General features: G+C 63.7%; 14 protein-coding genes and 1 pseudogene. 5 read left to right on the forward strand and 10 right to left on the reverse strand.

The window, feature by feature from the left end; genetic code table 11:
* Nucleotides 1–5: 5 nt before the first annotated feature.
* The 5 genes from HPY44_09395 to HPY44_09415 are packed head-to-tail and all read right to left on the reverse strand — an operon-like array spanning nucleotide 6 to nucleotide 10,675.
* Nucleotides 6–4,955, reverse strand: a complete 4,950-nt coding sequence (locus HPY44_09395; protein ID NSW56218.1) for a hypothetical protein — start codon at nucleotides 4,953–4,955, stop codon at nucleotides 6–8.
* 25 nt (nucleotides 4,956–4,980) lie between these two features.
* On the reverse strand, nucleotides 4,981–6,126 hold the full coding sequence (locus HPY44_09400) for a hypothetical protein (protein ID NSW56219.1): 1,146 nt from the start codon (nucleotides 6,124–6,126) through the stop codon (nucleotides 4,981–4,983).
* A gap of 52 nt (nucleotides 6,127–6,178) precedes the next feature.
* On the reverse strand, nucleotides 6,179–8,479 hold the full coding sequence (locus HPY44_09405) for a hypothetical protein (protein ID NSW56220.1): 2,301 nt from the start codon (nucleotides 8,477–8,479) through the stop codon (nucleotides 6,179–6,181).
* An 11-nt stretch (nucleotides 8,480–8,490) separates the two neighbouring features.
* Nucleotides 8,491–9,615, reverse strand: coding sequence for a hypothetical protein (locus HPY44_09410; GenBank protein ID NSW56221.1), 1,125 nt, complete (start codon nucleotides 9,613–9,615; stop codon nucleotides 8,491–8,493).
* A 58-nt stretch (nucleotides 9,616–9,673) separates the two neighbouring features.
* The gene (locus HPY44_09415) at nucleotides 9,674–10,675 is read right to left on the reverse strand and encodes a galactose oxidase (protein ID NSW56222.1); all 1,002 of its coding nucleotides are present in this window, start codon (nucleotides 10,673–10,675) and stop codon (nucleotides 9,674–9,676) included.
* Nucleotides 10,676–10,779: 104 nt separating this feature from the next.
* Between HPY44_09415 and HPY44_09420 the strand changes: the two genes are divergently transcribed.
* Together HPY44_09420 and HPY44_09425 are read left to right on the forward strand one after the other, a co-directional pair.
* Entirely contained in the window at nucleotides 10,780–11,151 is a 372-nt protein-coding gene (locus HPY44_09420) for a hypothetical protein (protein ID NSW56223.1), read from the forward strand.
* Between the two features lie 113 nt (nucleotides 11,152–11,264).
* Entirely contained in the window at nucleotides 11,265–11,462 is a 198-nt protein-coding gene (locus HPY44_09425) for a hypothetical protein (GenBank protein ID NSW56224.1), read from the forward strand.
* A gap of 90 nt (nucleotides 11,463–11,552) precedes the next feature.
* On the opposite strand, the gene HPY44_09430 is transcribed toward HPY44_09425, so the two are convergent.
* The 5 genes and pseudogenes from HPY44_09430 to HPY44_09450 form a co-directional block, all read right to left on the reverse strand.
* Nucleotides 11,553–13,025 (reverse strand): trimethylamine methyltransferase family protein, encoded by a 1,473-nt coding sequence (locus HPY44_09430; GenBank protein ID NSW56225.1) that lies wholly within the window; start codon nucleotides 13,023–13,025, stop codon nucleotides 11,553–11,555.
* Between the two features lie 86 nt (nucleotides 13,026–13,111).
* The gene (locus HPY44_09435) at nucleotides 13,112–14,473 is read right to left on the reverse strand and encodes an aspartate aminotransferase family protein (protein NSW56226.1); all 1,362 of its coding nucleotides are present in this window, start codon (nucleotides 14,471–14,473) and stop codon (nucleotides 13,112–13,114) included.
* Nucleotides 14,474–14,742: 269 nt separating this feature from the next.
* A pseudogene (locus HPY44_09440) lies at nucleotides 14,743–16,068 on the reverse strand (sulfatase).
* Nucleotides 16,069–16,168: 100 nt separating this feature from the next.
* Entirely contained in the window at nucleotides 16,169–16,939 is a 771-nt protein-coding gene (locus HPY44_09445; protein NSW56227.1) for a hypothetical protein, read from the reverse strand.
* A gap of 189 nt (nucleotides 16,940–17,128) precedes the next feature.
* Nucleotides 17,129–18,160 (reverse strand): hypothetical protein, encoded by a 1,032-nt coding sequence (locus HPY44_09450; protein NSW56228.1) that lies wholly within the window; start codon nucleotides 18,158–18,160, stop codon nucleotides 17,129–17,131.
* A 219-nt stretch (nucleotides 18,161–18,379) separates the two neighbouring features.
* Between HPY44_09450 and HPY44_09455 the strand changes: the two genes are divergently transcribed.
* The 3 genes from HPY44_09455 to HPY44_09465 all read left to right on the forward strand — a co-directional run bounded on the left by HPY44_09455 (nucleotide 18,380) and on the right by HPY44_09465 (nucleotide 22,270).
* A complete protein-coding gene (locus tag HPY44_09455; GenBank protein ID NSW56229.1) occupies nucleotides 18,380–19,621 on the forward strand; it encodes a hypothetical protein in 1,242 nt (413 codons plus the stop codon).
* A gap of 45 nt (nucleotides 19,622–19,666) precedes the next feature.
* Nucleotides 19,667–21,256, forward strand: a complete 1,590-nt coding sequence (locus tag HPY44_09460) for a hypothetical protein (protein NSW56230.1) — start codon at nucleotides 19,667–19,669, stop codon at nucleotides 21,254–21,256.
* A gap of 132 nt (nucleotides 21,257–21,388) precedes the next feature.
* The gene (locus tag HPY44_09465) at nucleotides 21,389–22,270 is read left to right on the forward strand and encodes a DMT family transporter (GenBank protein NSW56231.1); all 882 of its coding nucleotides are present in this window, start codon (nucleotides 21,389–21,391) and stop codon (nucleotides 22,268–22,270) included.
* Nucleotides 22,271–22,282: the final 12 nt, after the last annotated feature.

Consider the following 22,282-nt stretch of genomic DNA (forward strand, 5'->3'; position numbering starts at 1 on the left):
GGCGCTCACTGGCGCACGAAGACGATGCTGTCCAGCCCCACGCCGCCTCCGAGATTGGTGAGGCGGAGGCGGTGCGTGCCTGCGGTCAGGGCGATGGCCTGGCCCCCACCGGCCGCGTAATACGCCCAGTTGTCGGTCTGGGTGCAGAAACCACCCGTCACCGGCAGCGTCATCTGCTCGAAGGCTTTGCCGGGCGATGCGCCGTCCATCACAAGCGCCCGGCGGGGGTCGGTTGCACTGCCCGAGCAGTACCTGAGATACACCCGGTAATCGCCGGCAATGGCTATGGGCACATCCCATTCGAGCCAGTGCCCTTTGCTCTCATCCCAGTAGCTCAGCATCCGGCCCTGGCACCCGATGCGCTGGAAAAGTTGCACTGTTCCCTCGCCCTGGCCCGCGAAATCCTCGGCCTGCACCGTCACCACGCGGTCCGCAGCGATCCCCGCAAGCTCCTGCGGCGGGGCGCTCACGATGATCCGCGCATCAGCGGTGTTGCCCGCCCGGTCCGTCACTCGCACGCTCACCGTCTGCGCGCCAGCGTGTGCGAATTCCACCTCAACATCTGAACCCTCGGCTTTCATCCCGTCGGGAAGCTCCCATCTGATGGTCTCAACGTCCCCATCAAAGTCGCTCACCCGTGCCTTGTACCTCACCCGGCTCTGACCGAGAGCCAGCGACTGCGGCCCGTCGATGCTCACCACCGGCGCGCCCGGGTTGACGAACTGCCCCGGCGAAATCGCGACGAAGGGGACCGCTCCCCGCAACGACAGCGTCACCATACCCGGACCACTGACATTGAGGGTTGCCGGCCCATCACCTGCAACGGCGACCGTCAGTTCGCGGGGCTGCCCGGCCTCGCACGTGCCCTCGGCCTTCGCGCCCCCCAGTTCCAGCGCCGCCGTCATCGGGCTATCCTGGGGCGCAACAACCACTCCCAGATCGGTCGCGCCGGGCTCCGGATGCAGTCGCAGAACTGCCGGCAGCTTGCCCAGCCGCAATTCCAGATCGCCGCCGACCTTCGCTACCCAGTCGCGGTTGCTCGACCGAAACTGCCACGCTCCGGCTCCCGCGGGAATCCTGACTTCGTGGTATCCCGGCTCCGCCTTGTCGATGCGCAGCCGGCCGTCGGAATCGAAGGGCACGACCTGCCCGGAGGCGGTCACGAGATGCGCGAGTTCCGAGACCGCCATGTCATCCGGCAGCGGCTCCACCGTTCCCAGCCACAGGTCCAGCGGCCCGGCTGCCTTCTGGTGGATGAGCAGCGAGTGGGACTGCTCGCCGCTGAATGCCGGCCCTTCACGAGACAGCAGATCCATGTTGTACAGAATGTGGGGCGTCCAGCGCAGGTGCGCGATCGACCCGATGCCTCCATTGAAGGCCGCCTGCATAGCGCGCATGGCAATCTCACCGTGCTCGGGGTCGCCTGCCAGCCGGTACGCGAAGAACAGGATCTCAGCCACCATGTCATTGTTCGCGATGTACCCCGTCATGTTCGGACACGAGGTGTACCGGAACCCGTCCACTTCGGGGACCCACATCTCCGCAACGGCCTGCCGCGCGCCGCCCACGATCGACCGGGCAACGCGTTCATCACCGGTCTCGTTGTAGAACTCCTCCAGGCCGTTGGCCAGCACACCCAGCATGAAATTGGCTTCCCCGCGGTGTCTCGGAAAGTCCAGGCAGTGCCCGGGAACCATTTGCCGGTGCCAGCCGCCATCCGGCGACTGGCGCTCAAGCGTGCGCTCCACGATGATCCGGCACGCATTCAGGTAGAACGGGTCGCCGGTGGCCCGGAATGCGGCCATCTGCAGCAGCAGATTCCAGCCATTGTCCCGGCAGTTGCTGAAGTCATAGTTACACAGGTACTCGCCGGCGTAATGATCGGCAACCAGACCCGCGTTTTCGGCAGCAGTCGGGTCTCCACTCAGGGCGAACCAGTCGCAGAAGCCCTCTGTCCATGTGTGGCTGGGCGTGAAACCGCTGCCGGGGATGCCGCTGCCCTCGTACTGCTGGCTGAAGTACCTCCCCGTGTGCCCCATAGAGTGAATCCATTCGCCGCCCGTGTACGGCCCGTAGTGCGCGGTATCCACGTCGATGGCGTGCCTTGCGGCGCGTTCGCCGAGGCGGTACCACCTGGGGTCGGCACAACGCGCGAACTGCATCAGGAAGGCGTGGTGGTGGTCGTACTCGCCGTTAGCCCAGTTTACTTTTCGCTCGCCGAATTGGTCGCCGAAGTTGAGCATCCCGTAGTTCCGGTTGCTCTCGCGGTAGTTCACGTAGCCGTTGTAGACCTTCTCGCAGACCTGCTCATAGTCTGGCCAGCGCCCGGTGGTTGCCGGGAGGATCTCTCCGAACACCGCGGTGCCGCAATACCGCTCTGGACTGCACAGCACCAGCGGCGGGTCCTGGAGGGCCTGCGCGAACTGCGGCGCATCGGCGGGCATCTTCCCCGGATGGAACCACAGCAGCACCTCATGCTGCTTCGTCATTCCCTGGCGCAGCTTGTACTTGCCGCCCTTGAGGTAGAAGTAGAGCTTGATATCATCCAGGAGCGTCTCGCTGTCGTACGTCCCCTCGGGGAAGTCCGGGCACAGGTCAAGGCTCAGGCCTTCGGGCGTCACCCGCAGGCCCTTCGGGTATGTCTGCCAGAAGTCCCGCACCATAGCCGTGACGCCCCAGCGCTCTCCGCTCACATCCACCCAGCCATCGGCCCGGGACTTTGCCGGCAGGTCGCCTCCCGCGGGTTCGAGAGTGAAACGGTCGTCCCGCAATTGCTCCAGCTTCATGTTGCCCTTCCCGCTCGCGACCTGACCATCACCCAGGCCAACCGTCCACGTTGAGCCTTCGCCCGGGTTGGCTGGCAACTGCAGGGACAGCCCCTGCATCTCTGCGAACTCGCCCGGTTCATCGTTCCCCCACGCGGTGTACATCCGAATCAGCTGCGACCCCGCGTGGAAGACGAACCGGTTTCGGTAGGTGAAGAACCCTTTGCCTTCCGCGTTCAGGTGGTGGCCACTTAGCTTCACCACGACCCGCAGCGGGCCGGCCTCCTCGATCTCCACAAGCTCCGGTGCGTGGAGGGTGTCAAAGTCTACTCCCGCGGCGTCCGTGAGTTTCAGGGCCATCGCTTCAGCGCCGATCTCCTCCGCATCCGCGAACTGGCCGTCGCCGTCTGCATCGAGCCAGAGCCGCGTTGGGCAGCCCGAGCGAGTTCCATCGAACTGCGCCCGGAGCACTCCGGTGTCCACGGTGATCTGCGGCCCGTCCTCGCTGACCTCCACCGGCGCGGGAACGGCCATCCGCCGCACCCTCGTCCCGTACTCAACCGAATACTCGCTCTGCCCGTTTGCCGGCAGGTCCGCCAGGAAGGTCACCAACAGCCACTTGATGCTCCCGTCCAGCCAGCGCATGGTGGCCTGCGCCTGCACGGGGACCTCGCGGCCCCGGGAATCCAGCAGCCGCGCGTGGTCCGGATTGCCCAGTTCGCCCTTCGCGAAGGGGATGCCGTTGCTCACCGGGAAGCCGTTTAGCGCACACCCATACGGGTTGGCCACGGTAACCGGCACCCGTGAAAGCTCCACGGTCCCGTCGAAGGGAGTCGGCGGGGAGACCGTTGCCCGCGCCCATTCCGTCGCGAGTTCGCTCCCATCGGGCTTCGGAGCGATCACCCGGTATTCCACGCTTGCCCCTGCCGTCAGTCCTTCCAGGAACACCCGGTGGTTCGCCTGCGGCTTCGGCTCAGCGACCGTCCGGGCATCGCCCTCCCCCGCCCGGTACTCAACCGTGCAGGCCGAGGGCCAGGTAGTGATCCACGTCACGCGCAATGCCGGAGCGCCTGTTTTCGTGACCGCGGAGGCCTCCAGGTTGCTCAGCTCGAACTTCCGGCCGCGCACCGGCGGCTTCTCGGCAAGGAGCAGCAGGTCCTCGGTGATGTGGGAGCCGTCCCCGAAAGTACGGAGCGTCACCGTATCGCCCTCGGCGAAGTCCACCGGCTCCTGCAGGAAGTGGATGCGCTGGCGGTTGTCATCCTCCGCCGCCACGAAAGCGCCCACAACTTCGCCATTGACCCTCATCTCGTAGATTTCGCGACCGCGACTGTCATACACCACGATAGCGGGGTAGAACCGTCCCGCTCTCGGCACCGTGAAAGTGATCCGCCCATTGCCGATGACCGCGGGCCAGCGGTACTCGGCGTCATAGTAGCGGAAGCCCTGGAGTTCAGCCTGCGGGCTCTGCAGAGCGACGTTGCGCGGGTCTGCCTGGAGCTTCCAGATCAGGTCCAGGCCCTCTGTGACTCCGAAGTTCCGGTCGCCTTGCAGGTCCATGGCCATCTCCCTCGTGGGTCGGTCGCTGTCCGCGGGACCGTCTGCCGTCACCCAGCCCGTGCTTCTCACCGAGGCATGGGGCTGCCGCGTCTCGGAGAGCACGGTGAACCGGAGCTTCGACTTCCCGTCTGCCTGGGCCACCGGCGTGTCTACGCACATGTACAATACGCCATCCGCCAGCGCCACACGGGGAGACCTGCCCTGCCCGGGCGAACCGTCCGGCGCGAAAGCGGTCAGGCCCGGGGCTCCCTCGGTCTGCGAGAACATGAACTCGCAGCCCATCCCCTGCCGCCCGGTCTGAGGGTTGTTGTCGGTGTCCCAGTAGAGGATGAAGCCGCTGTTGGTGAACGTATACGGTTCCGCCGCGTGGAACGCCCATAGCCAGCGGTTCCGGGCGACATTCCCCATCTCCACCCGCACAATGTCCAGTTCTGGGTGGTCGGCAGATCTGGGGCTGGCGGTCGCCACCGTCTGCAGGACTTCGGCGAACTGAGGGTCAGTGCCGAGTTCCTCCTCGATCTCGTCCGCGAGTCCATCGCCGTCAGTGTCCGCTGCCCACAGGGGCAGGGAAGCGCCCAACGCCAGGATTGCCACGACGAGGGGCCACGTCGCCCCGCCTGTTCGCTTCATGGCGTGCCTCCAGGTTCGTCCCTGCTTAGCTGCTGATCTCATGCACGATATTGCAGTACTCCCGCACCCGTTCGATCGGCGTCCCGGGGGTCACCGGGCTGCCGATGCTCACCACGAACCGTCCCCTGTTGCGCCGTCCCGCCTCGCATTGCCGCTCGATTTCTGCCCGCAGGGCCTGGGATGACCCGTGTTCCATGACGGCGATGGCATCGATGTTCCCCAGCAGTGCCATGCGCCCATCCACCAGTTCCGCCACCCGCAGGATATCCACCTCGAACCCCTTCTTGCTCTCCTCCAGCGCCAGAGCATCGGCCCCGGTATCCAGCAAGTACTGCCAACGATCATCGGGCCGCCCGCAGTAGTAATGTACGGACCACAGGCCAGCTTCGCGGATGGCCTCCACCAGAGGCCGCACATACTTCAGGCTGAAGTCCCGGCATTGCGCAGGGCTGATCATGTCACTCATGCAGTCCTCAATCCAGATGAGCTCAGCGCCCGCCGCTGCGGAGCCCCTGACGCTGTGGATGCTGTGCTGGAGCAGGCGCTCGCAGGCCAGGGAGACGAGCTCCGGCGTGTGGATCATCCGCTCCATCAGTCCAACGAACCCCCATAGGGCGTGCAACCACCACCAAGGAGAAGGCACGTGCGCGATGGGCATTCGCTCAGCGCCGAGTTCCCCCAGCAGCAGGCGGGGCAGGTCCAGCGAGCCGTCCGCGGGAGCGACGAAATCCGTCGGACGTTCGCCGTAGACCCGGTCCATGGCGGCCTCGAGTTCGTCAGGCGAGGACACACTCGCGCCTGGAGGCGTGGCGTCGCTCCCGGGAGCGGGTTGGTTACCGCCGATCGGAGGGCGATGAAGCCGCCTGCGGTCCCCGGTTGCCCGATTGACCTGCCACGCCTCTTCGCCGTTAGCCTCAATGACCAGGTCCTCTTGCAGCTTCCGGCTGTGCCCATAGTGGACCTGGAACCAGTCCTCGCCGGTGCGCTTGATCATGTCCAGCCAGGGTCGGGCAGAGCGTGCCGGATCGGCATCGAACTGGGCCCACCAGGGCGCATCCGTAGCCTCCTCCCAGTGGTCCCGCAGAAACAGTCCCTGGTAGCAGGTCACCGCGGCAAAGGAGTTGGTACCCTCGCTGCTGAGGCCGGCCCGAATCTTATCGCGCCCCGTCATCGCTTGCCTCCGTCGGGATGCATCGCGGGATGGGCTGACACCATGCGGCAACTCACCCCAGCGTCTGAGCGGTTCGTCCGATGATCTCTTCCTGTTCTTCCGGGGACAGATCGACGAACCGCGCGCTGTACCCGGCCACCTTGACCATTAGATTCGGGTGGCGTTCCGGGTGCTCCCGGGCATCAAGAAGCGTCTGGGTATCCACCATTGAGACCTGCATCTGCATAACCCCGAGATCGACGAAGGACTTCAGGAATCCAGCCAGCATCTGCCTGCCCTCGGCGGTATTGAAGAGTGCCGGGTCGAAACGCAGGTCCAGTGAGGTCCCATCAGGGAACTTCGTGAAATCGATGGCACTGAGAGACGTGAGCACCGCCGTGGGCCCGTGCCGGTCCGTGCCCCAGGTGGGGTTGAGATTGCGGGTCAGCGATGTCCCTGCCGGGCGCCCGTCGGCCGAGGCGCCCACGACCCGCCCGAGAGTATGGTTCGCCACAAAAGAATATAGCGCAAGCTGCCAGCGGCCGCCGCGGGCATTGGTCCTGTGGCGGAACTCCTCGTACAGGGTTTCCGTCACGAATGTCGCGAGGTCATCAACCCGAGGATCGCCATTGCCCCATTTCGGCGCCGCGAGAAGCTTCCGCTGCAGGGCGTCGTCACCCGCGAAGTCGCGTCTCAGCGCGGCCAGCAGCTCATCCATGGATAGTTCACGCCGGACGAATACGAGTTCGCGGATAGCGGCCAGCGAGTTCACCACGTTCGGCAACCCGGCGACGATGCAGCCGGTAAGATTGTACCGCGCGCCACCGGAACAGACGTCCTTGGCCCGGGCGATGCAGTCCTCCGTGAGCAGCGACATGAGAGGGTAGCGCCGGTTCTCGCAATGGGACACATCCACTGCATTGACCAGAGCGACCAGCTCATTCGCCACGAAATGCAGTTGCTCACAGAAGGCCGAAAGCACAGCCTCGAACCCACGGAACGTTCCGTCCCCGGCCGGCGGGATGCCCAGCGTCTCACCGGTCATGAGCGACCTGCCCTCATTGAGAGCAAGTTCCAGGATGAAGGGGAGGTTGAGATACGCGCCGTTTGGATTGAAGGCCTCCCGGCCCGGGATTGTATTCTCGTAGCAGCACGAGCAGATGTAATCCCGGGCGTCGTACAGGGCCCGACCGTGCCGCAGGAAGCACGGGATCAGCGCCTCGTCATTGACTACCGGAAATCCTAGCCCGCCTGCCACATAGTTGGCATATGCCTGCCAGGCACGTTCGGGTGCACCCTTGTGCAGACGCAGCGACAGGTAAGGCGCCGGCATGGCGATGCGCAGCGACGCTTCCATAATCAGTTCAGTCAGGTCATTGTGGGCGTCCAGGCCCAGCGGTGTCACGCCGCCGAGACTGCCGTGGCTGCCTGGAGTGTAAGGCTGGTGACCCGTGTAGTAGTCCACGTGGCGGAAGGCAAGCAAAAACAGTTCCAGGAGTTCCAGTGCTTCCTCGCGTGTGAGCAGCCCAGCCTCAATGTCGCCGCGGTAATATGGAAAGAGGAACTGGTCCAGCCTCCCCAGCCCCAGCCCCCCGCCGGGACAGCAGCCGCCCATCTCCAGCGTTACAAGGCAGTAGACAAGCCAATATGACTGGAGCGCTTCAGCAAAGGACTGTGCAGGGTGCTCAGGAACCCGACTGAGCCGGTCCGCAACGGAACGCATTTCGGCGGCCAGCGCGTCATCATCAGTGCCCTCCGCCAGAACCAGCGCCGCCTCTCTATAGCGCTGGGCGTAGGTCAGGACGCTCTGGCACGAGACCAGCAGCGCCTGGAAGAAGTCCTCCTGGTCGGCGCTAAGTGTCCCGGCAGCCCGGCGATTGGCCAATTCCTCCTCCACCCTTGCCCGCAGACCGACGATCCCCTGCCCAAGGATGAACTCGAGGCCAGGCGTGATATGACCCTCGAAGCAGGCGGCGTAATACATGCTGGCCGCGCGCAGGCGGTCGGCTGCTTCGCTCGGAGCCATCTGTCCTTCTCGGCTGTGCCGGTCAGCCTGCAAAGACGGAAGGAGCAAGTTGAAGAAGAACGGATTTTCGCCGCCGGCGAAGAGCGTGTCCGGCTCGGGGGTGATCTCGCAGTTCTCCACCACATGCCGCAGCGCCAGAGCACGGGCCATCGCGGGCCCATCTGGTTCTCGCGCCAGAAAGACATCCCGCGCTTCAGCCGCGAGCCGTGCGTACTCCGGGGGCTGCGTGCGGCTCTCGTAGCCCATCTCGAACCGGCGTTGGCGAAGCCGCGACGACCTGGGAGTGCTGCAATCCGGGCCCAGCCCCGGTGGTCGGTAGTACGGTTCAGATCGCGCGAACTCGTGCATCAATGCGCCCCTTACAGATCGAAAGCTTTGCGGGCTGCAGATACCCACTGGTTCACCCGGGTGACAAACTCCGCCTCACTCTGAAGTGGGGTAAGACCCGATGTCGCCACCGTGTAACTCCGCCCCGAACCCCTGAGCAAGTCGGCCTTCGCCTGTAGCTTGCACGCCATTTGCTCCGGAGCGTCCACCACCACGTCATTGGGGTGTGCCGCGAGGTTCAGGTGCTTGTCAGAGGGCAAGTTCGCCATAGACTGCGCGAGGTCCATCCACGGACTGACCTCGAAGCACCCGAGGGTTTTGATCTGCAGCATGTACGGGTGCAAAGGTGCCTGGTCGCCACATGAGTGGAAGCCCGCGAACACGCCGTGGAATGCCTCGATTTCCAGGTAACGCGGGAGGACAAAATCATGGAACACCGAGGGCGAAATGTACGGCACCGCCACCCAGTCATCCGCGACGAAGCTGGGGCCGATCTTCTCACCCAGGTACTCGGCCGCCGCCTGATGCCACCGGCAGCGCTCCCGGACCAGCAGAGCCATCAGCTCGTGTACGAACTCGGGCCGCTCGAGGGTATCCAGCATGAAGTTTTCGTACCCGCGCAGCTGCACCGCGAGGTCCAGACAGCCTCGAAACCACCCGAAGAAGCCGATGTTCAGCCTGTCCAGGGACAACTCCCGGAGGTCCTCGTACCAGCGAAGCATCCGCGGCATCCATCCGGAGTTGCGGAAGTCGACGGGCGGCAGCATCCCAAGATCCGGGGACTTCGTGAGTGGGTGGTCAGTCTGGATATCGGGTCCGCCGTGTGAGCGCACGTCCACTTGCATCCCGAAGAAGGTGTACTCGGGGTAATGGCCCAGCCACGCGGGCACGAAGTTGTCGATGGGCAAGTCATCGTCGATGTTGCGGAAACGCCACAGCTTCTGCCGCAACTGCTGGCAGAGATTGAACACAGGGTCATTGAAGTATCTCCGGGGATCGAAATGGAAGAGATGGACCCATGCGATGGGGTTTTCGATCTCCACCACAACCGCAGGCCCGGGCGGCCTGTTCAGCCGCGCTTGGTTCCGCTCACTGGCGATGGCCTCATCCAGCGCGTCCATGAGCCTGTGAAGCTCGGGCCGTTCCACATCCGGCATCTCCGTCAGCCTCCTGTTCACCGGCTGTTCCCGGGCCGCGCAGGCCCAGCGCGCGGCCTCAGCTGCGTGGCGACCAGTCTTCGGGAAGCTCCAGCGTCCAGACCTCGCTGTTTAGAACATTCGCATAGCCCCCGTAGACCCAAATCTTGTCCTTGAAAACTACCGCGGACAGCTCGTGGCGGTTGTCCCAGATCACGTCGGATTTCACTTCAGTCCAGTTCTTTCCGTCCTTCGAGCACCACACATCGCCGAAGTTGCCGTTCGCCCTGGACCATCCGCCGAGGACCCACATGTACCCTCGATAGACCACCAGTGAGAACCACATGCGCGGCGCCCATGGCGCGTTTTCCGTCACTTGGGTCCAATTGACGCCGTCTTCGGAGCACCAGACATCGTTCAGGGGCACGGTTTCCGGGCTCCAGCGTCCCCCACCCATGAGCCAGATCTTCCCGTCGAACACTACCGCCTGGGCGTGGGTACGCTTCGACCAAGCCGCATGTGCGGTCTCCAGTTCCCAGTTCTTCCCGTCGGTGCTGGACCACACATCGTTCTTGAGCGTCTGATCATTGTCCTCGTAGAAGTTCTCGGAGCCGCCCATGACCCACATGCGGTCCTTGAAGACGACGAACGACGGCGAGACCCGGGGGCACCATCCGGCGCTTTCGCACTCCAGCGTCCAATCGGCGCCGTCGGTGGATGACCAGACCTTGTTGCTGTTTTCGGCTCCTGGCAGCTTCCGGCCACCCATGAACCACATCTTCCCCTTGTAAACCAGGGCTACCGACAGATCACTGTGTTCCCAAGGGGCCACCTCCACGGTACGGACCCAGTTGATGCCATCAGGCGATTTCCAGACATCCCGGGGATTGGGTGTCTGCGGCGCAAACCAACCGCCGAGTATCCAGAGGTGATCGTCGAACACAAACTCGCCCTGCGAGTCCCGAGCCTGCCAATCCGCTTTTCGATTCACCAGCACCCAGTCCGGTGCCTTTACAGAATCACCCATCGACGCGCTCACTCCCAACAGAATCAGTCCGAGGACGGCCATGAGTTGGCCCATGGTTCACCCTCCAGGCCAGGCTGCCGGAGTGTCGGCAGAATCCGAACACCTCGGAAGAATGCAGCACATGGAACTGCGCCTGCTGCCCGCGATGTTCGCCGTCCATGACACACCACCTCTCCCGTGACGAGTGGTCGGGAGAGACCAGCGAAACATCAGCGGAGGGCAGGAAGGAGGACGCGGGGCAGGCGTCGAAATTTGCAGCGTCTGTAAGGTGCGCGTGGCGGCTGTCCGGATATCTCTCAGGCAAGAACGGGAGGTTCCCCATAATGGAAGTCAGTAAGCCGGTCATGATTGCCGTCATCGTCGTCGCAGTTCTGGTCGTTGGGTTCATCGGCTTCAAGACGCTTGCGCCCAAGAAGCCAAACGCAACCGAGCAGATCATGGCGCCCCAGCAGCTGATGCAGAACACGCCGGGAGGCGGCACGCCGGGAGGTGCGCCCACGCAGCCAATGGGTGTGCCGCCAGGCAGGTAACCCATCGCGCGGCCCATTAGGCGCGGGCGTCTATGCCGCGAGCCCCGGTTCAGTGCTGGTCCTGCGCGGCGAAAGGCCGCGTATCTGTCAACCCATACGGGAGGGATGTGACCGTGGAAGTCAGCAAGCCCGTCGTGATCGTCGTCATCGTCATCGCAGTTCTGATCGTAGGTTTCATCGGCTTCAAGTCGCTGGCGCCCAAGAAGATGCCTGCACAGCAGCCGCCGCCTGAGATGATGCAGGGTATGCAGGGCGGCGCGGCCCAGGGCGGCGCCGCCGGACAACCCGCCGGCGTCCCGCAAGGAAGATGACCGCGGGGAAGCACGAAGCTTCCCCGCAAGCAGAACGGGGCCGCGGAGCCGGCATCGGCGCTGGTATCTGGTATTCCGCGGCCCCAGTTTCTATCCGCAAAGCTCGCGCCGCGCCCGGTCGACGACCTCTCGGGCCGCGGCCAGTTGGTCCCCACGGCCGCTGGGCTTCTCATGCGCGGCCACGAGTTCGTGGACCTTCCGCAAAGCCCGGTCCCGGATCGCCGCGTCCTCATCAGGCGTCCACCCACTCCGGCCGTAGAACTCCGGCAGCCATGATTCCGACCGCAAGTACCGGCAGGTATGCTCTTCGCCCAGGTAGTTCCGGTCGAAGCCGAACCCGATCTCCTCGATGGTCTCCAGCCCCAGACTCTCTTCGTCTATCCCGCCGGGCTCGAGCTGCCGGACTGCTTCGGTGATCTCGCGGTCGATTAGAACTTGAACCGGGCTGATTGCGAGCCCCGAATCCAGGTGCCCCATGCCGATCTCCGGGTGGTAGCCGGTAAACGCGGCTACCGTCATCGCCACGTAGGCTTTCTCAAGCGCCGTGAACATGCCCGTCCTGCAGGCGCTGGACCACTCGCCGATTGAGGGGCTCACTTCCACCCCTGTCCAGACCCGCATGAACTCGGCCGCCGCCAGTCTGCGCCGGAGAGCGTCGAAGGCGCTGAAAGACACGTCGCCGCCGCGCATGTCCATGGTGCCGCAGACAACCAGCCCAGCAAGGGGCACATCCGACACCAGAGCGCGAGCGGCCATCCAGACAGCGATGAACTCGGCCGCCATGATCACCACACCGCCGCCCGTTGTGATAGGCATGTTCACCCCGGCGGCAGGCATGCACGCGAGCTTCGCCGGGTAGAGCCCGGACTTCACCATCTGCACCACGCGCTGCGCCACCCCGCGATCGAGCTTCAGAGGAGAGTTCGGGCAGATATTCGCCATCCAATGCCAGTAGGGGTCATCTATCCCGAAGATCCTCTCGATCTCCTGGAGATACTCGACCTGCCGGGCATCCTGCACATACACACCCCGGGGGTTGTGGGAGTACTCAAGCTGACACAGCGCCGCTTCCAACGGTTCCACCTGCGGGGGGACTTCGGTCAGGATCAGTGAGTGTCCGCTGCCCTCGTCGGGGTGCAGCATGTCCCCGAACTGTATGAGTCGAATGTAGTCTCTTCGGTTGCCCTTGCGCGACTGCTCGATTTCATCGTCATAGTAGAAGGTCGCGAGCTGATGGAACAGGTGAGGAAGGAAGGGAGCCCGCAGCTCAGGCCCCTTCTCATACGGCGTCCAGCCGGACATGCCCGTCTTCAGGTTCTCCCCGGTCGATGCCATCCATCGCGTCCACGCCGCCTTGTCCTCTGCGCGGATCTGATCAACGAAAGCCTGCGTCATCGACTGCGGAAAGCGCGCGCGCTGAGCGTCGAAGTCCACCTTCGCTCCCGCAACATGCAGGGCGGTGAGTATCTCACGGTTCTCCACATGCAGCCCGACCCGCTCCAGGACATGCAGCGTGCCTTTGGCGAGAACCTCTACGTCCTGCTCACGCAACAGTCGGAACATCGGTTACCCTCCCGTTTGTGCCGGTGCACGCCGGCCTGCACCGGCAGCCCCTAGGTCTTTGCCGGCCCACCTGATCCCGAGCGGTCTCATCGCGCAGGGGAGCGGATGGTCCCTTCCGCCGCCGTCAAAGCCTCGTCGATCAGAGCTACCATCTCATCGATCTGCTCCCGGGTGATGACCAGTGCCGGGGCAAACACGAGAATGTTGCCGTTCGCGCGCATGATCATCCCGTGGTCCCAGCAGTAGTCGCGCACAAAGGCTCCCAGGCCCCGCCCATCATATGCGTTCCCTTCAAGGAACAGCGCCTTCAGCAATCCGATGCCACTAATCATCCCCACACACGTGTGCCCTTCCCGCAGATCGGCGAGGCGCTCTGACAGGTACTCGCCAAGCTCTCTTGCCTTCTCCACCAGGCCCTCACGCAGAATGTACTCCAGGTTCGCGAGGGTAGCGGCGCAGGCCAGGGTATGCCCGCCATAGGTGCTGCCACTGCGGAACTCGTGCCCGGGCCTGCGGAAGACCGAGTATATCTTCTCCGTGGTCACGGTAGCCCCCAACGGCACATACCCGCCACTGAACCCTTTGCCGAGCGTCATAATATCCGGCGTGACGCCCCAGTGCTCACAAACGAACATCTTCCCTGTCTTGCCGAACCCCGACTGGACTTCGTCGAAGATCAGCAGGATGCCATACTTGTCGCACAGATCACGGACGCCCTGGAGATAGCCGTCAGGAGGCACCGGAAACCCGGTGTTCGAGCCCGGCAAAGGGTCCATGATCAGCGCTGCGATGCTGTCGGGGCCCTCCCATTTGATCTGGTCCTCCATCATCCCCAGGCAAGCGAGATTGCAGGTCTCCGACGCAAGCCCAAGTTCACAGGCATAGCAGCGGGCTGAGTACGTGGGGCGGCATGCCTCGCTCAGGAGGGGTTCGAAGTACTCGCGGAACCAGGGCAGACCGGTTGCCGCGCCGGCTCCAAGCGTGGTTGCATGATATGACCAGCGCCGGAATAGTATCTTGTGCCGGTTTTTCTCCCCGATCTCCCACTGGTACTGCCGCGCCAACTTCATCGCGGTCTCATTGGCTTCCGAGCCGCTATTGACGAAGAAGCTGATTTCCAGGTCGCCGGGCAGCACCTCCGCCAGTCGCCTGGCCAGGCGCACTAAAGGCACCGTGAACGTGTCCACGTAGTTCGGGAAGAACTCGAGGTCCTCCAACTGCCGCCGGATCGCTTCGTCCACATCCGGATTCCGGTGCCCGCAAATGGTGGTCAGCAACGACGCGAAGGTGTCCAGGTACCGATTCCCTTCGATGTCAAACAGGTAGCAGCCCTCACCCCGGACGAAGACCTTGGGGTCACGTGCGACAGAATCATAGTCCGCGAAATGCGGAATCACGTACCGCACGGCGTCGGCCTTGATCTGCTCGATATCACGGGGATCGGGCATGTTCCACCTCCGGCTGCGTGCGGCGTGTTGACTGTGACCTGCTACTCAGGCTGGCCTGCCTGTTCGGCCGGACGCTTCGCCAGGAACTCCCGCACTTCGGCGCGCGTCACACTGCCGTCGCCATCCGCATCCATCTGCCTGAACAGTCTCGGTCGTCCCACTTCATCCTCAGTGACCTTCCCGTCGCCGTTCTTGTCCAGTTGCCGGAATCGCTGGGCGGCAGCGTTCTGCCTCTGCCCTCCCCGATTGGCAGCGGGAGTCCGTCCTTTCCAGCGAGGCTCGATGTTCTCGGCGTCCCACGCTTCGAAAGCCGCCAGCAGTTCCGCCGCCTTTTCGGGTTGCGCCGCGGCCAGATCAGTGGTCTCGCCGATGTCATCTGCGAGATTGTACAGCTCCCACGCCTGGCTCTGGGGACCCCGCACAAGTTTCCAGTCGCCCTGCCGGATCGCGCGCTGCTGGGAGAAACGCCAGTAGAGGCTCTCGTGGGGCTGAGCGGCATTAGCGCCCGTGAGGGCCGGCATGAGATCAACCCCGTCCAGTTTCCAGTCGGCCGCCAGGGTTCCCCCGGCGGCGGCAACAGCGGTCGGGAGGATGTCCAGCGAGATCGCGGGGTGGCTGAACACCTGGCCTGCCGGGATGTGCCCTTTCCACTGCATGAGAAACGGAACCCGGATACCGCCTTCATATGTCTGCCCCTTGGTTCCCCGCAGCGGCCCGTTGCCGGAAGTGGTCTGTGGGGTCGGGCCGCCGTTGTCCCCCAGGAAGAAGATGAGTGTGTCTTGCTCCAGGCCAAGCCGGCGCACCGTGTCAAGGACGCGCCCGACGTTGTCGTCCATCGAGGCCATCATGCCGGCGAAGGTCCGACGCTTTTCGTCCTGAATGTGCGCGAAGCGTTCCAGGTACTTGTCCGGGGCCTGCAGGGGACCGTGGACTGCGTTGAAAGGCAGGTAGAGGAAGAACGGGTCGTTGGCATGGGCTTCGATGAAGGCCACTGCTTCACGTCCGAAGGCGTCTGTGAGGTACTCGGGCTCAGGGACCACCTCAGTCCCCCGCAGGATCGAGTCCGCGGGCCTCTTGTCGGCTAGGTACCCGTTCGCGCCGCCCAGGAAGCCGAAGAACTCGTCGAAGCCGCGCTGCGGCGGCTGAAACCCCGCTTTGTAGCCCAGATGCCACTTCCCCACCATCCCGGTGACATAGCCCAGACCCTTGAGGCGCTCCGCGATGGTGGGCTGATCAAGGGGCAGTCCGTAATCCGGGTCCGCCTGCTGCTGGGGACCAGGGTTGAGTTCCAGCCCGAATCGCTGCTGGTAGCGCCCGGTGAGCAGCCCGGCCCTGGTCGGCGCGCAGACGGGGCAGGACACATACCCGTCCGTGAACCGCACTCCGGCCGCCGCGATGGTGTCGATGTTCGGAGTGGGAATGTCCTGGCAGCCCTGGACGCTGAGTTCGCCGTAGCCCAGGTCGTCGGCCAGGATAACAATGATGTTGGGCTTGCGGCCTGCTTGCGACCAGCCTATGCCTCGCAGCCCCAGCGCTGCTGCCCCGATGCCGGCAGCACCGATCCCTGCCACCTTGAGGAAGTCTCGGCGATCCATGGCGAGAGTCCTTTCCCGGACGTTAGAAATCGGGGAGACGCCCCGCTAGATTCCACTCGGCAGACGCACTCGCGCGCAGGCAGGTTCACCCGCAGAGGCGTCACGCAATCCCCAGTATCCAGCCCTCAAGACTCGCGATCTTCCGCTCCTCATCAGTCAGCGGCGGATCGAGGTACCTGCCCATGAACCCACGCTGGCACGTCTCCTTCAGCCACCGCGCGATGGAGTAGGCGTCCTGCTCGTCCGTGCTGCGCTTCTCCCTGGGGTAGCGGTTCCGCAGGATCGACGGGTACATTTCGGCGATCACCGACTTTCCCTCCGGGACCCCCCACCCGTCGAAGGGCCAGAAGTGCAGCCGATCCCCTGCTGCCACGCGCATGCGCCGGAGCCAGGGAATGCCCGCGTGCGTCGACTTGGCGACTTGCCCCTGCACATCGAACCGGAAAACAGACTTGGCCGAGCTCGTCCACTTCTCGCACAGACGCAGCTCATTGCTGGGTCCCGTTCGCGGCGGATGGTTGCGGCGGACGTGATCAACGTACATGTGTGGTTCGTCCGTAGGCCAGTTCTCCACGAAGTCGTCCAGGAAATGTCCCCAACTGCTCAGCTTGTAGCGCCTGAGGTAGCTCACCGGGAAGCCGAAGCCGTGATCCAGTCCCGCGATGAATGATTCGCCGCTCAATGCGAGATCAGTCAGCCAATCGGCGATCTCCTGCCGCGACCAGTTTCGGCGCTGGTCCGCCGATCTGAAGGGCGCGAAGACCTTCTCGGGCAGGCCGTCCGAAGCGCAATACACCTGCAGGGTTCTGAGGCGCGATGTCGGCGCTCTTGCCCCGCTGTAATCAATTCCCACATATCGGCTGAACCTCATGCGTGACTCTCCGAGCAGTCTGATTCATAGCGGGCGCCTGCGGCTAGGCCGGCTCTACGCGCGTAATCTTGTGCGCCTGTTTCTCTGTCGCTGCTGTCAGGACCTCGCAGGCCTGGAAACCATTGTGGCAACTGGAGGCCAGTTGCCACAATGGTGCAGATTGCGTTCAGTCACTGGTTCTTTTAGGCGTCAGTAGCGCCATTCCCAACTATTCCCGGCGATGTTGTTGCTGATGATCGTGCTCGTATTTGCACTCATCTTCAGCACGTTACTCATCACCTGGAAGCTCTGCCGTTGGGCTTCGAGCAGCGCCTGCTGCTTCATCAGGTCTTCCATTCGCGTTGCGCTGTCGTTTGCCGTGTCGGCTGGGGCCTCGGCCTGTTCGTCCTGAGCAGGCTCCTGGGGCGCAGAGAGCTTGAACTGCTCAGCCCACGAGGCTCGCAACTGCGTCTTCTGCTCTTCGTCCAGAGTCGGCCACACAACTCGGAGCGCAGCCCATTGGATAGGCAGCTTGGACGCTTCGGCCTGCTCCTCGGGTGCGAGCGCAGGCCACTGAGCAGCCAGGTCTGCGGCAAACTCATCCCTCATCTCCGGAGTCGCGGCGAGCCCTTCTGTGCCGGTTGCCTCAGCGACCATGAACACGACCATCTCCACCAGGGCATCGGTCACCTGGCGGGTCAGCGGCGGGTTGCCCTGCGCGAGAGGAACGTGGGCCGCGTCGTAGATGCCGAGGAGCCATTGATTACCGGGGTCCTGGGGCGCTGCCCGGGCGCCGCTAAGTAACTCATGGCTCAACGATTCACGCAGCAGCTTCCGGTCTGCTTCTGAAAGCGTCGGCAACTGCTCCATAAGCGACACGATATCACCGGTACTCGTGATCGTTTCCGCATCTTTGTCCTGCCAGGCCGCAAGTAGGGATTGCCGGACTTCCAGCCGCTGCTGCTGGGTCAGCGTAGCATCCAGCGTCCATTCCAGGAAGTTCCCGAAATGCGAGACCATGACATCCGTCAAGGGCGGCTCCCCCTCGGCCAGTACCACCGGCGGCGCAACCGGCCTTTCAGGCTCCGGCGCGTTCTCGGTAGCCGCAACGACGGCGCCCTCGGCAGACGCAGCCTCTGGCGGGACCTGTTCATCAGCGAGCGAGAGACTTGGCGACACGAGCACGAGCAAGAGCGCTACCAGAGTCGACCCTGAGGAATGTCTAAAGAGTGTGGTTACCATGGCCAATCCCTCCATCTCGACTTCTATCTAAACTGATTATATATCGTTTATCAGCCGCGTCAAACATAGTTATCCGTGACCGCGGTCAGGCTCTGCGCAATGGCCCCATATAAACGTCTTCCCGCGAAGCACACAGGTCAATCCACTGTCCCTGTCGAAACTTGCGATGCCAGCGTACCACCGAGCCGGTCGCTGACCGGCGAACCTCGAGGAACCACCATGCATCTGAAGGCACAAACCTGCGCCGCGCTCACCTGCTGCGCCATCATCGCCGGAGGTCTCACCATGACCGTCCCCGCTGCAGCCCAGGAACGCTTCCAGCAGGACCGCTTTGCCATCGGATTCTGGGTAGACCCGCCGATGGATGACCGCGCGGATGAACGATACGCCGAAATTGCCGAGGCCAACTTCACCCTTGTCATCGGCGGATTCGGCGCCCGCACGCCCGAGCAGGTGAAGCGGCAACTCGAGCTCTGCGAGAAGTACGACCTGCGCGCGGTAGTCTGGAGCCATGGCGTGGCGCCGGACGCTTTGCCCGAATCCCCGGCCTGCTGGGGCTATCAGATAGTGGATGAGCCCAACTCCCGGCTTTTCCCCGAACTGGCCGAGCGCGTGGCCGCGATCCGCGCTGCGCGTCCCGGGCGCTTTGGATACATCAACCTTTTGCCCAACTACGCCAATGCCGCGCAGCTTGGCAATGACACGTATGATGAGCACGTTGCGTCCTTCATGCAGATCGTGAGCCCTGACGTGCTGAGCATGGATCATTACCCGATTCTGCACCCCGACGGCGACACCCGGTCGTCTTACTGCGCGAATCTCGAGGTCATGCGCAAGTATGCGCTCCAGCACGGCGTGCCTTTCTGGAACTTCTTCAACACCATGCCCTACGGCCCCCACATGGACCTGACCGAGGGCGGCCTACGCTGGCAGATCTTTACATCATTGGCCTACGGGGCGAAGGGCGTCCTGTACTTCTGCTACTACACGCCCGCCGGGGGCGAATTCCCCAAGGGTGGGGCCATTATCCACAGGGACGGTCGTCGCGGCCGGCACTACTATCAGGCCCAGCGCATCAACGCAGGCCTGAAGAGACTGGGCCCGACCCTCATGGCCCTAACCAGCGAGAAAGTGGTCCGGATTCCACCCGACAGCAACGCGGCGCAGCTTCTGGCAGGAACGCCCATTCGGAATATCACCCCCAGCCACAAGGGCGACTTTCTGGTGGGTGTATTCCGCCATGAGGACGGGCGACGCGCCGTGCTGCTGAACAACTACGAGTACCGCTACACGTCCTGGCCCACCGTGGAGTTCGATGCACCGGCTGCGGAGGTACTCGAGGTCGACCCGATGACCGGACAGATCGCCCCGGTCATCGACGACAGCCCGGCGATGGACGGCTTGCAGATCTCACTGGATGCTGGCGACGGAAGGCTATTCATCCTTCCAGCTGGGCAGTAGCCGGCGGGCAATGCAATCTCAAGCGCGACCGAATGGGTGATCGCCATGTCCCCGCGACCGCTCTCGACCTTTACGAAGCTCTGGATGGTGATGTTCATGCTGGGTTGGTCATGTGCCGGCTCAGCCCAGGCGCCCAATACGCTGTTCTCCGCCACGGCAACTGTGGATTTCAGCGGCGACACGGGGCAGAGCTTTGGCACCCTGTTTGAGGTGCGCAATGCTGATGGGCGGCCAATCATCGGTGCGGGCTTCCCTGACATCTACAACACTTGCGTCCGCACCGACCGGTACGGCCTGCAGTTCTATGTGCGACCCGAAAAGCCAGTCGAGCCGCACTGGGAACTGCTGCCGCGCTCAACCGAAATTGCCCACACTTCAATCCAGGACCTGGATGGTCACCTGTACGCCTACACCTACGCCCACGACAAACGGCTTCGGCGGTGGGACGATTCCTCAGGGGCCTGGGTGGATGATGACCTTCTCGACCCGGAGCGGCATGTTTTTGGAGATGGCTTCATGCGGGTGGCCGGGAAGCTCCTTGTGTTCCAGGACGGCCAGGCGTGGTACGACGGCGCCCGCATCCTCGGACGGCCCGAAACAGGTGCGTACTCAAACTTCTACTACGCCCACGGGCACCTGTTCTTCTACCACCGTGGCGGAACGGGAGAAAGCGCATTTACGAACATCTGCGCCTGTCCCTGGAGACCCGGCCAGTCCGAGGCCGACGTGAGCGCCATGAAAGCAGTCTCCCCATCGATGAAGTCGGAGACGACATTCGTCTGGGGCCAACTCAACCACCAGGTGCTCACGGTGTCCAACTGGGGCACGGTGGCGATCTTCAGCGATGGCAAATGGCGTATCCTGCGGGAGCATGTCCCGGGCACCAGTTACCAGGTTTATTCCATGGTCAACTACCGCGGTGACCTGTATCTCGGGCATTACCCCACAGGGCGTCTCCTGAAATACGACGGCCAGCAAATCACAGAGCTGCCCAACTTCCCCCCGGTGATGCCCGGTGTCTCGGATTCGGCGCGTGAGGCCCAGACCACCATGATCTACGGCGGGGAGCTGTATGCCGGCGTCTGGCCCTGGGCCGAGCTTTGGCGGCTGGACCGTGATTCAGGCGAATGGTTACTCGCCCGGCGGATGTTCACGCAGCCTGAGCTCACCGACAAGGTCGCGCACCCATGGGAGCAAGAGATCCGCGACTATAACGAGGCCACAGGGGCGAAGATGGTGATCAATGAGTGGGGCCACCGGATCTGCAGCATGACCCCATGGCGTGACTCACTGATGGTGGCAACATCCGCGAAAGGCCCCAGCAGGCGAGACCCGAACCTCGCGTTCCTGACCGACGACGTGTACGCGGAATACGGTCGCGTGTGGCGATGCACGCGGCCCGGACACCTGTCGGCGCGGGTCTCGTGGAAGCCCGGCCCCACGGTCCTGCAATGCGTGCTGCTGCGCGACAGGCTCCGGGTCCTGCAGGATGGCGAAATCATTGGGGAAGCGCTGATCGATCCCGCGTTGCTCGAGCAACTGCAACCAGCAAGCATCGCCTGGGCCACCGGGCTATACGGAGACTTCGGGGCACTTCTTGTTGACCGGGTCGCGTGGCCGCCGCTTCGCCCGTGACAGGCGCCATGGGAGATATCGCCATCTCGTCCTGTCAGCAGGTGCAAGGGTGCAATCCGGCGCATAGCTGGCACTACATCGGTCACGCGTCCCTGACGTGACCCGCGCGCAATCCAAACGAGGCTCGCACCGGTGTCTGACAGGCAACGCGGAATCATCTTCATGTTGGCCTCGGCAGTCATCTTCTCGCTGATGGCGGCCATGGTGCGTGGGGTGGCATCGGTCAATCCACTGATCATGGTGGCGGCCCGGTTCGCCATCGGCATACTGGTGTGTCTCGCCATCTTCGCAACCGGCCGCGACAGGCCCCGCTGGACTGCCTGGCCCTGGCTTCTTGGCCGCGGCGTCATCGGCGGGATTGCGGTTATCCTGCTGTATTGGTCGATCCAGAACGTGGGCCTCGCGAAGGCCCAGATGCTCAGCTATACCTACGTTGTTTTCGCCGCGATCATGGCCGTCCCAGTGCTTGGCGAGCGCCTGAGGCCCCTGCAGTGGGCGGCGGTTCTCGCGGCAATGCTCGGGGCGGTGATACTCTGCGGCGTGCAGAGCCTTACTTTCAGGCCTGCGGACTGGATCGCGCTACTCTCCGGGTTCCTGAGCGGCGTCGCGGTTATCTGCGTAGCCCGGTGCCGCGCCACAGACACGTCCACCAATATCTTCTGGTCCCAGGCAGTTTTCGGGCTGGCGATCGTCGCCATCCCGGCAACCCGAGCTTGGGTCATGCCCACGCCCACCGAGTGGCTCTGGCTGCTGCTTATCGGTGTGTTCGCTTCAGCGGGGCAGCTCTCCATGACTTACGCCTACAAGCACACCGGGGCATCGCAGGGCAGCCTCATCAGTCTCATTGCCCCGGTGATGAGCGCGACCATCGGCGTACTGTATTTCCACGAGCCATACACCGGCGAGTTCCTGATCGGTTCCGCCTTGATCATCGGCTCTTGCATCTATATGGCGCTGAACCCGGTGGCTGTGGCGGCCAAACCCGTCGCAGAGTGCGACGTTGTGGCAAAGTGACTGGGCGCCGGG

It is taken from the genome of Armatimonadota bacterium, assembly GCA_013314775.1.
GTDB lineage: Bacteria > Armatimonadota > Zipacnadia > Zipacnadales > JABUFB01 > JABUFB01.

Bases quoted from the DNA above. Each gene is read 5' to 3' on its own strand.
- HPY44_09430 (NSW56225.1), bottom strand. From the start codon at position 13,025: ATGTTCCGACTGTTGCGTGAGCAGGACGTAGAGGTTCTCGCCAAAGGC.
- HPY44_09420 (NSW56223.1), top strand. From the start codon at position 10,780: ATGACACACCACCTCTCCCGTGACGAGTGGTCGGGAGAGACCAGCGAA.
- HPY44_09400 (NSW56219.1), bottom strand. From the start codon at position 6,126: ATGACGGGGCGCGATAAGATTCGGGCCGGCCTCAGCAGCGAGGGTACC.
- HPY44_09450 (NSW56228.1), bottom strand. From the start codon at position 18,160: ATGGTAACCACACTCTTTAGACATTCCTCAGGGTCGACTCTGGTAGCG.
- HPY44_09460 (NSW56230.1), top strand. From the start codon at position 19,667: ATGTCCCCGCGACCGCTCTCGACCTTTACGAAGCTCTGGATGGTGATG.
- HPY44_09405 (NSW56220.1), bottom strand. From the start codon at position 8,479: ATGCACGAGTTCGCGCGATCTGAACCGTACTACCGACCACCGGGGCTG.
- HPY44_09455 (NSW56229.1), top strand. From the start codon at position 18,380: ATGCATCTGAAGGCACAAACCTGCGCCGCGCTCACCTGCTGCGCCATC.
- HPY44_09435 (NSW56226.1), bottom strand. From the start codon at position 14,473: ATGCCCGATCCCCGTGATATCGAGCAGATCAAGGCCGACGCCGTGCGG.
- HPY44_09445 (NSW56227.1), bottom strand. From the start codon at position 16,939: ATGAGGTTCAGCCGATATGTGGGAATTGATTACAGCGGGGCAAGAGCG.
- HPY44_09395 (NSW56218.1), bottom strand. From the start codon at position 4,955: ATGAAGCGAACAGGCGGGGCGACGTGGCCCCTCGTCGTGGCAATCCTG.
- HPY44_09410 (NSW56221.1), bottom strand. From the start codon at position 9,615: ATGCCGGATGTGGAACGGCCCGAGCTTCACAGGCTCATGGACGCGCTG.
- HPY44_09415 (NSW56222.1), bottom strand. From the start codon at position 10,675: ATGGGCCAACTCATGGCCGTCCTCGGACTGATTCTGTTGGGAGTGAGC.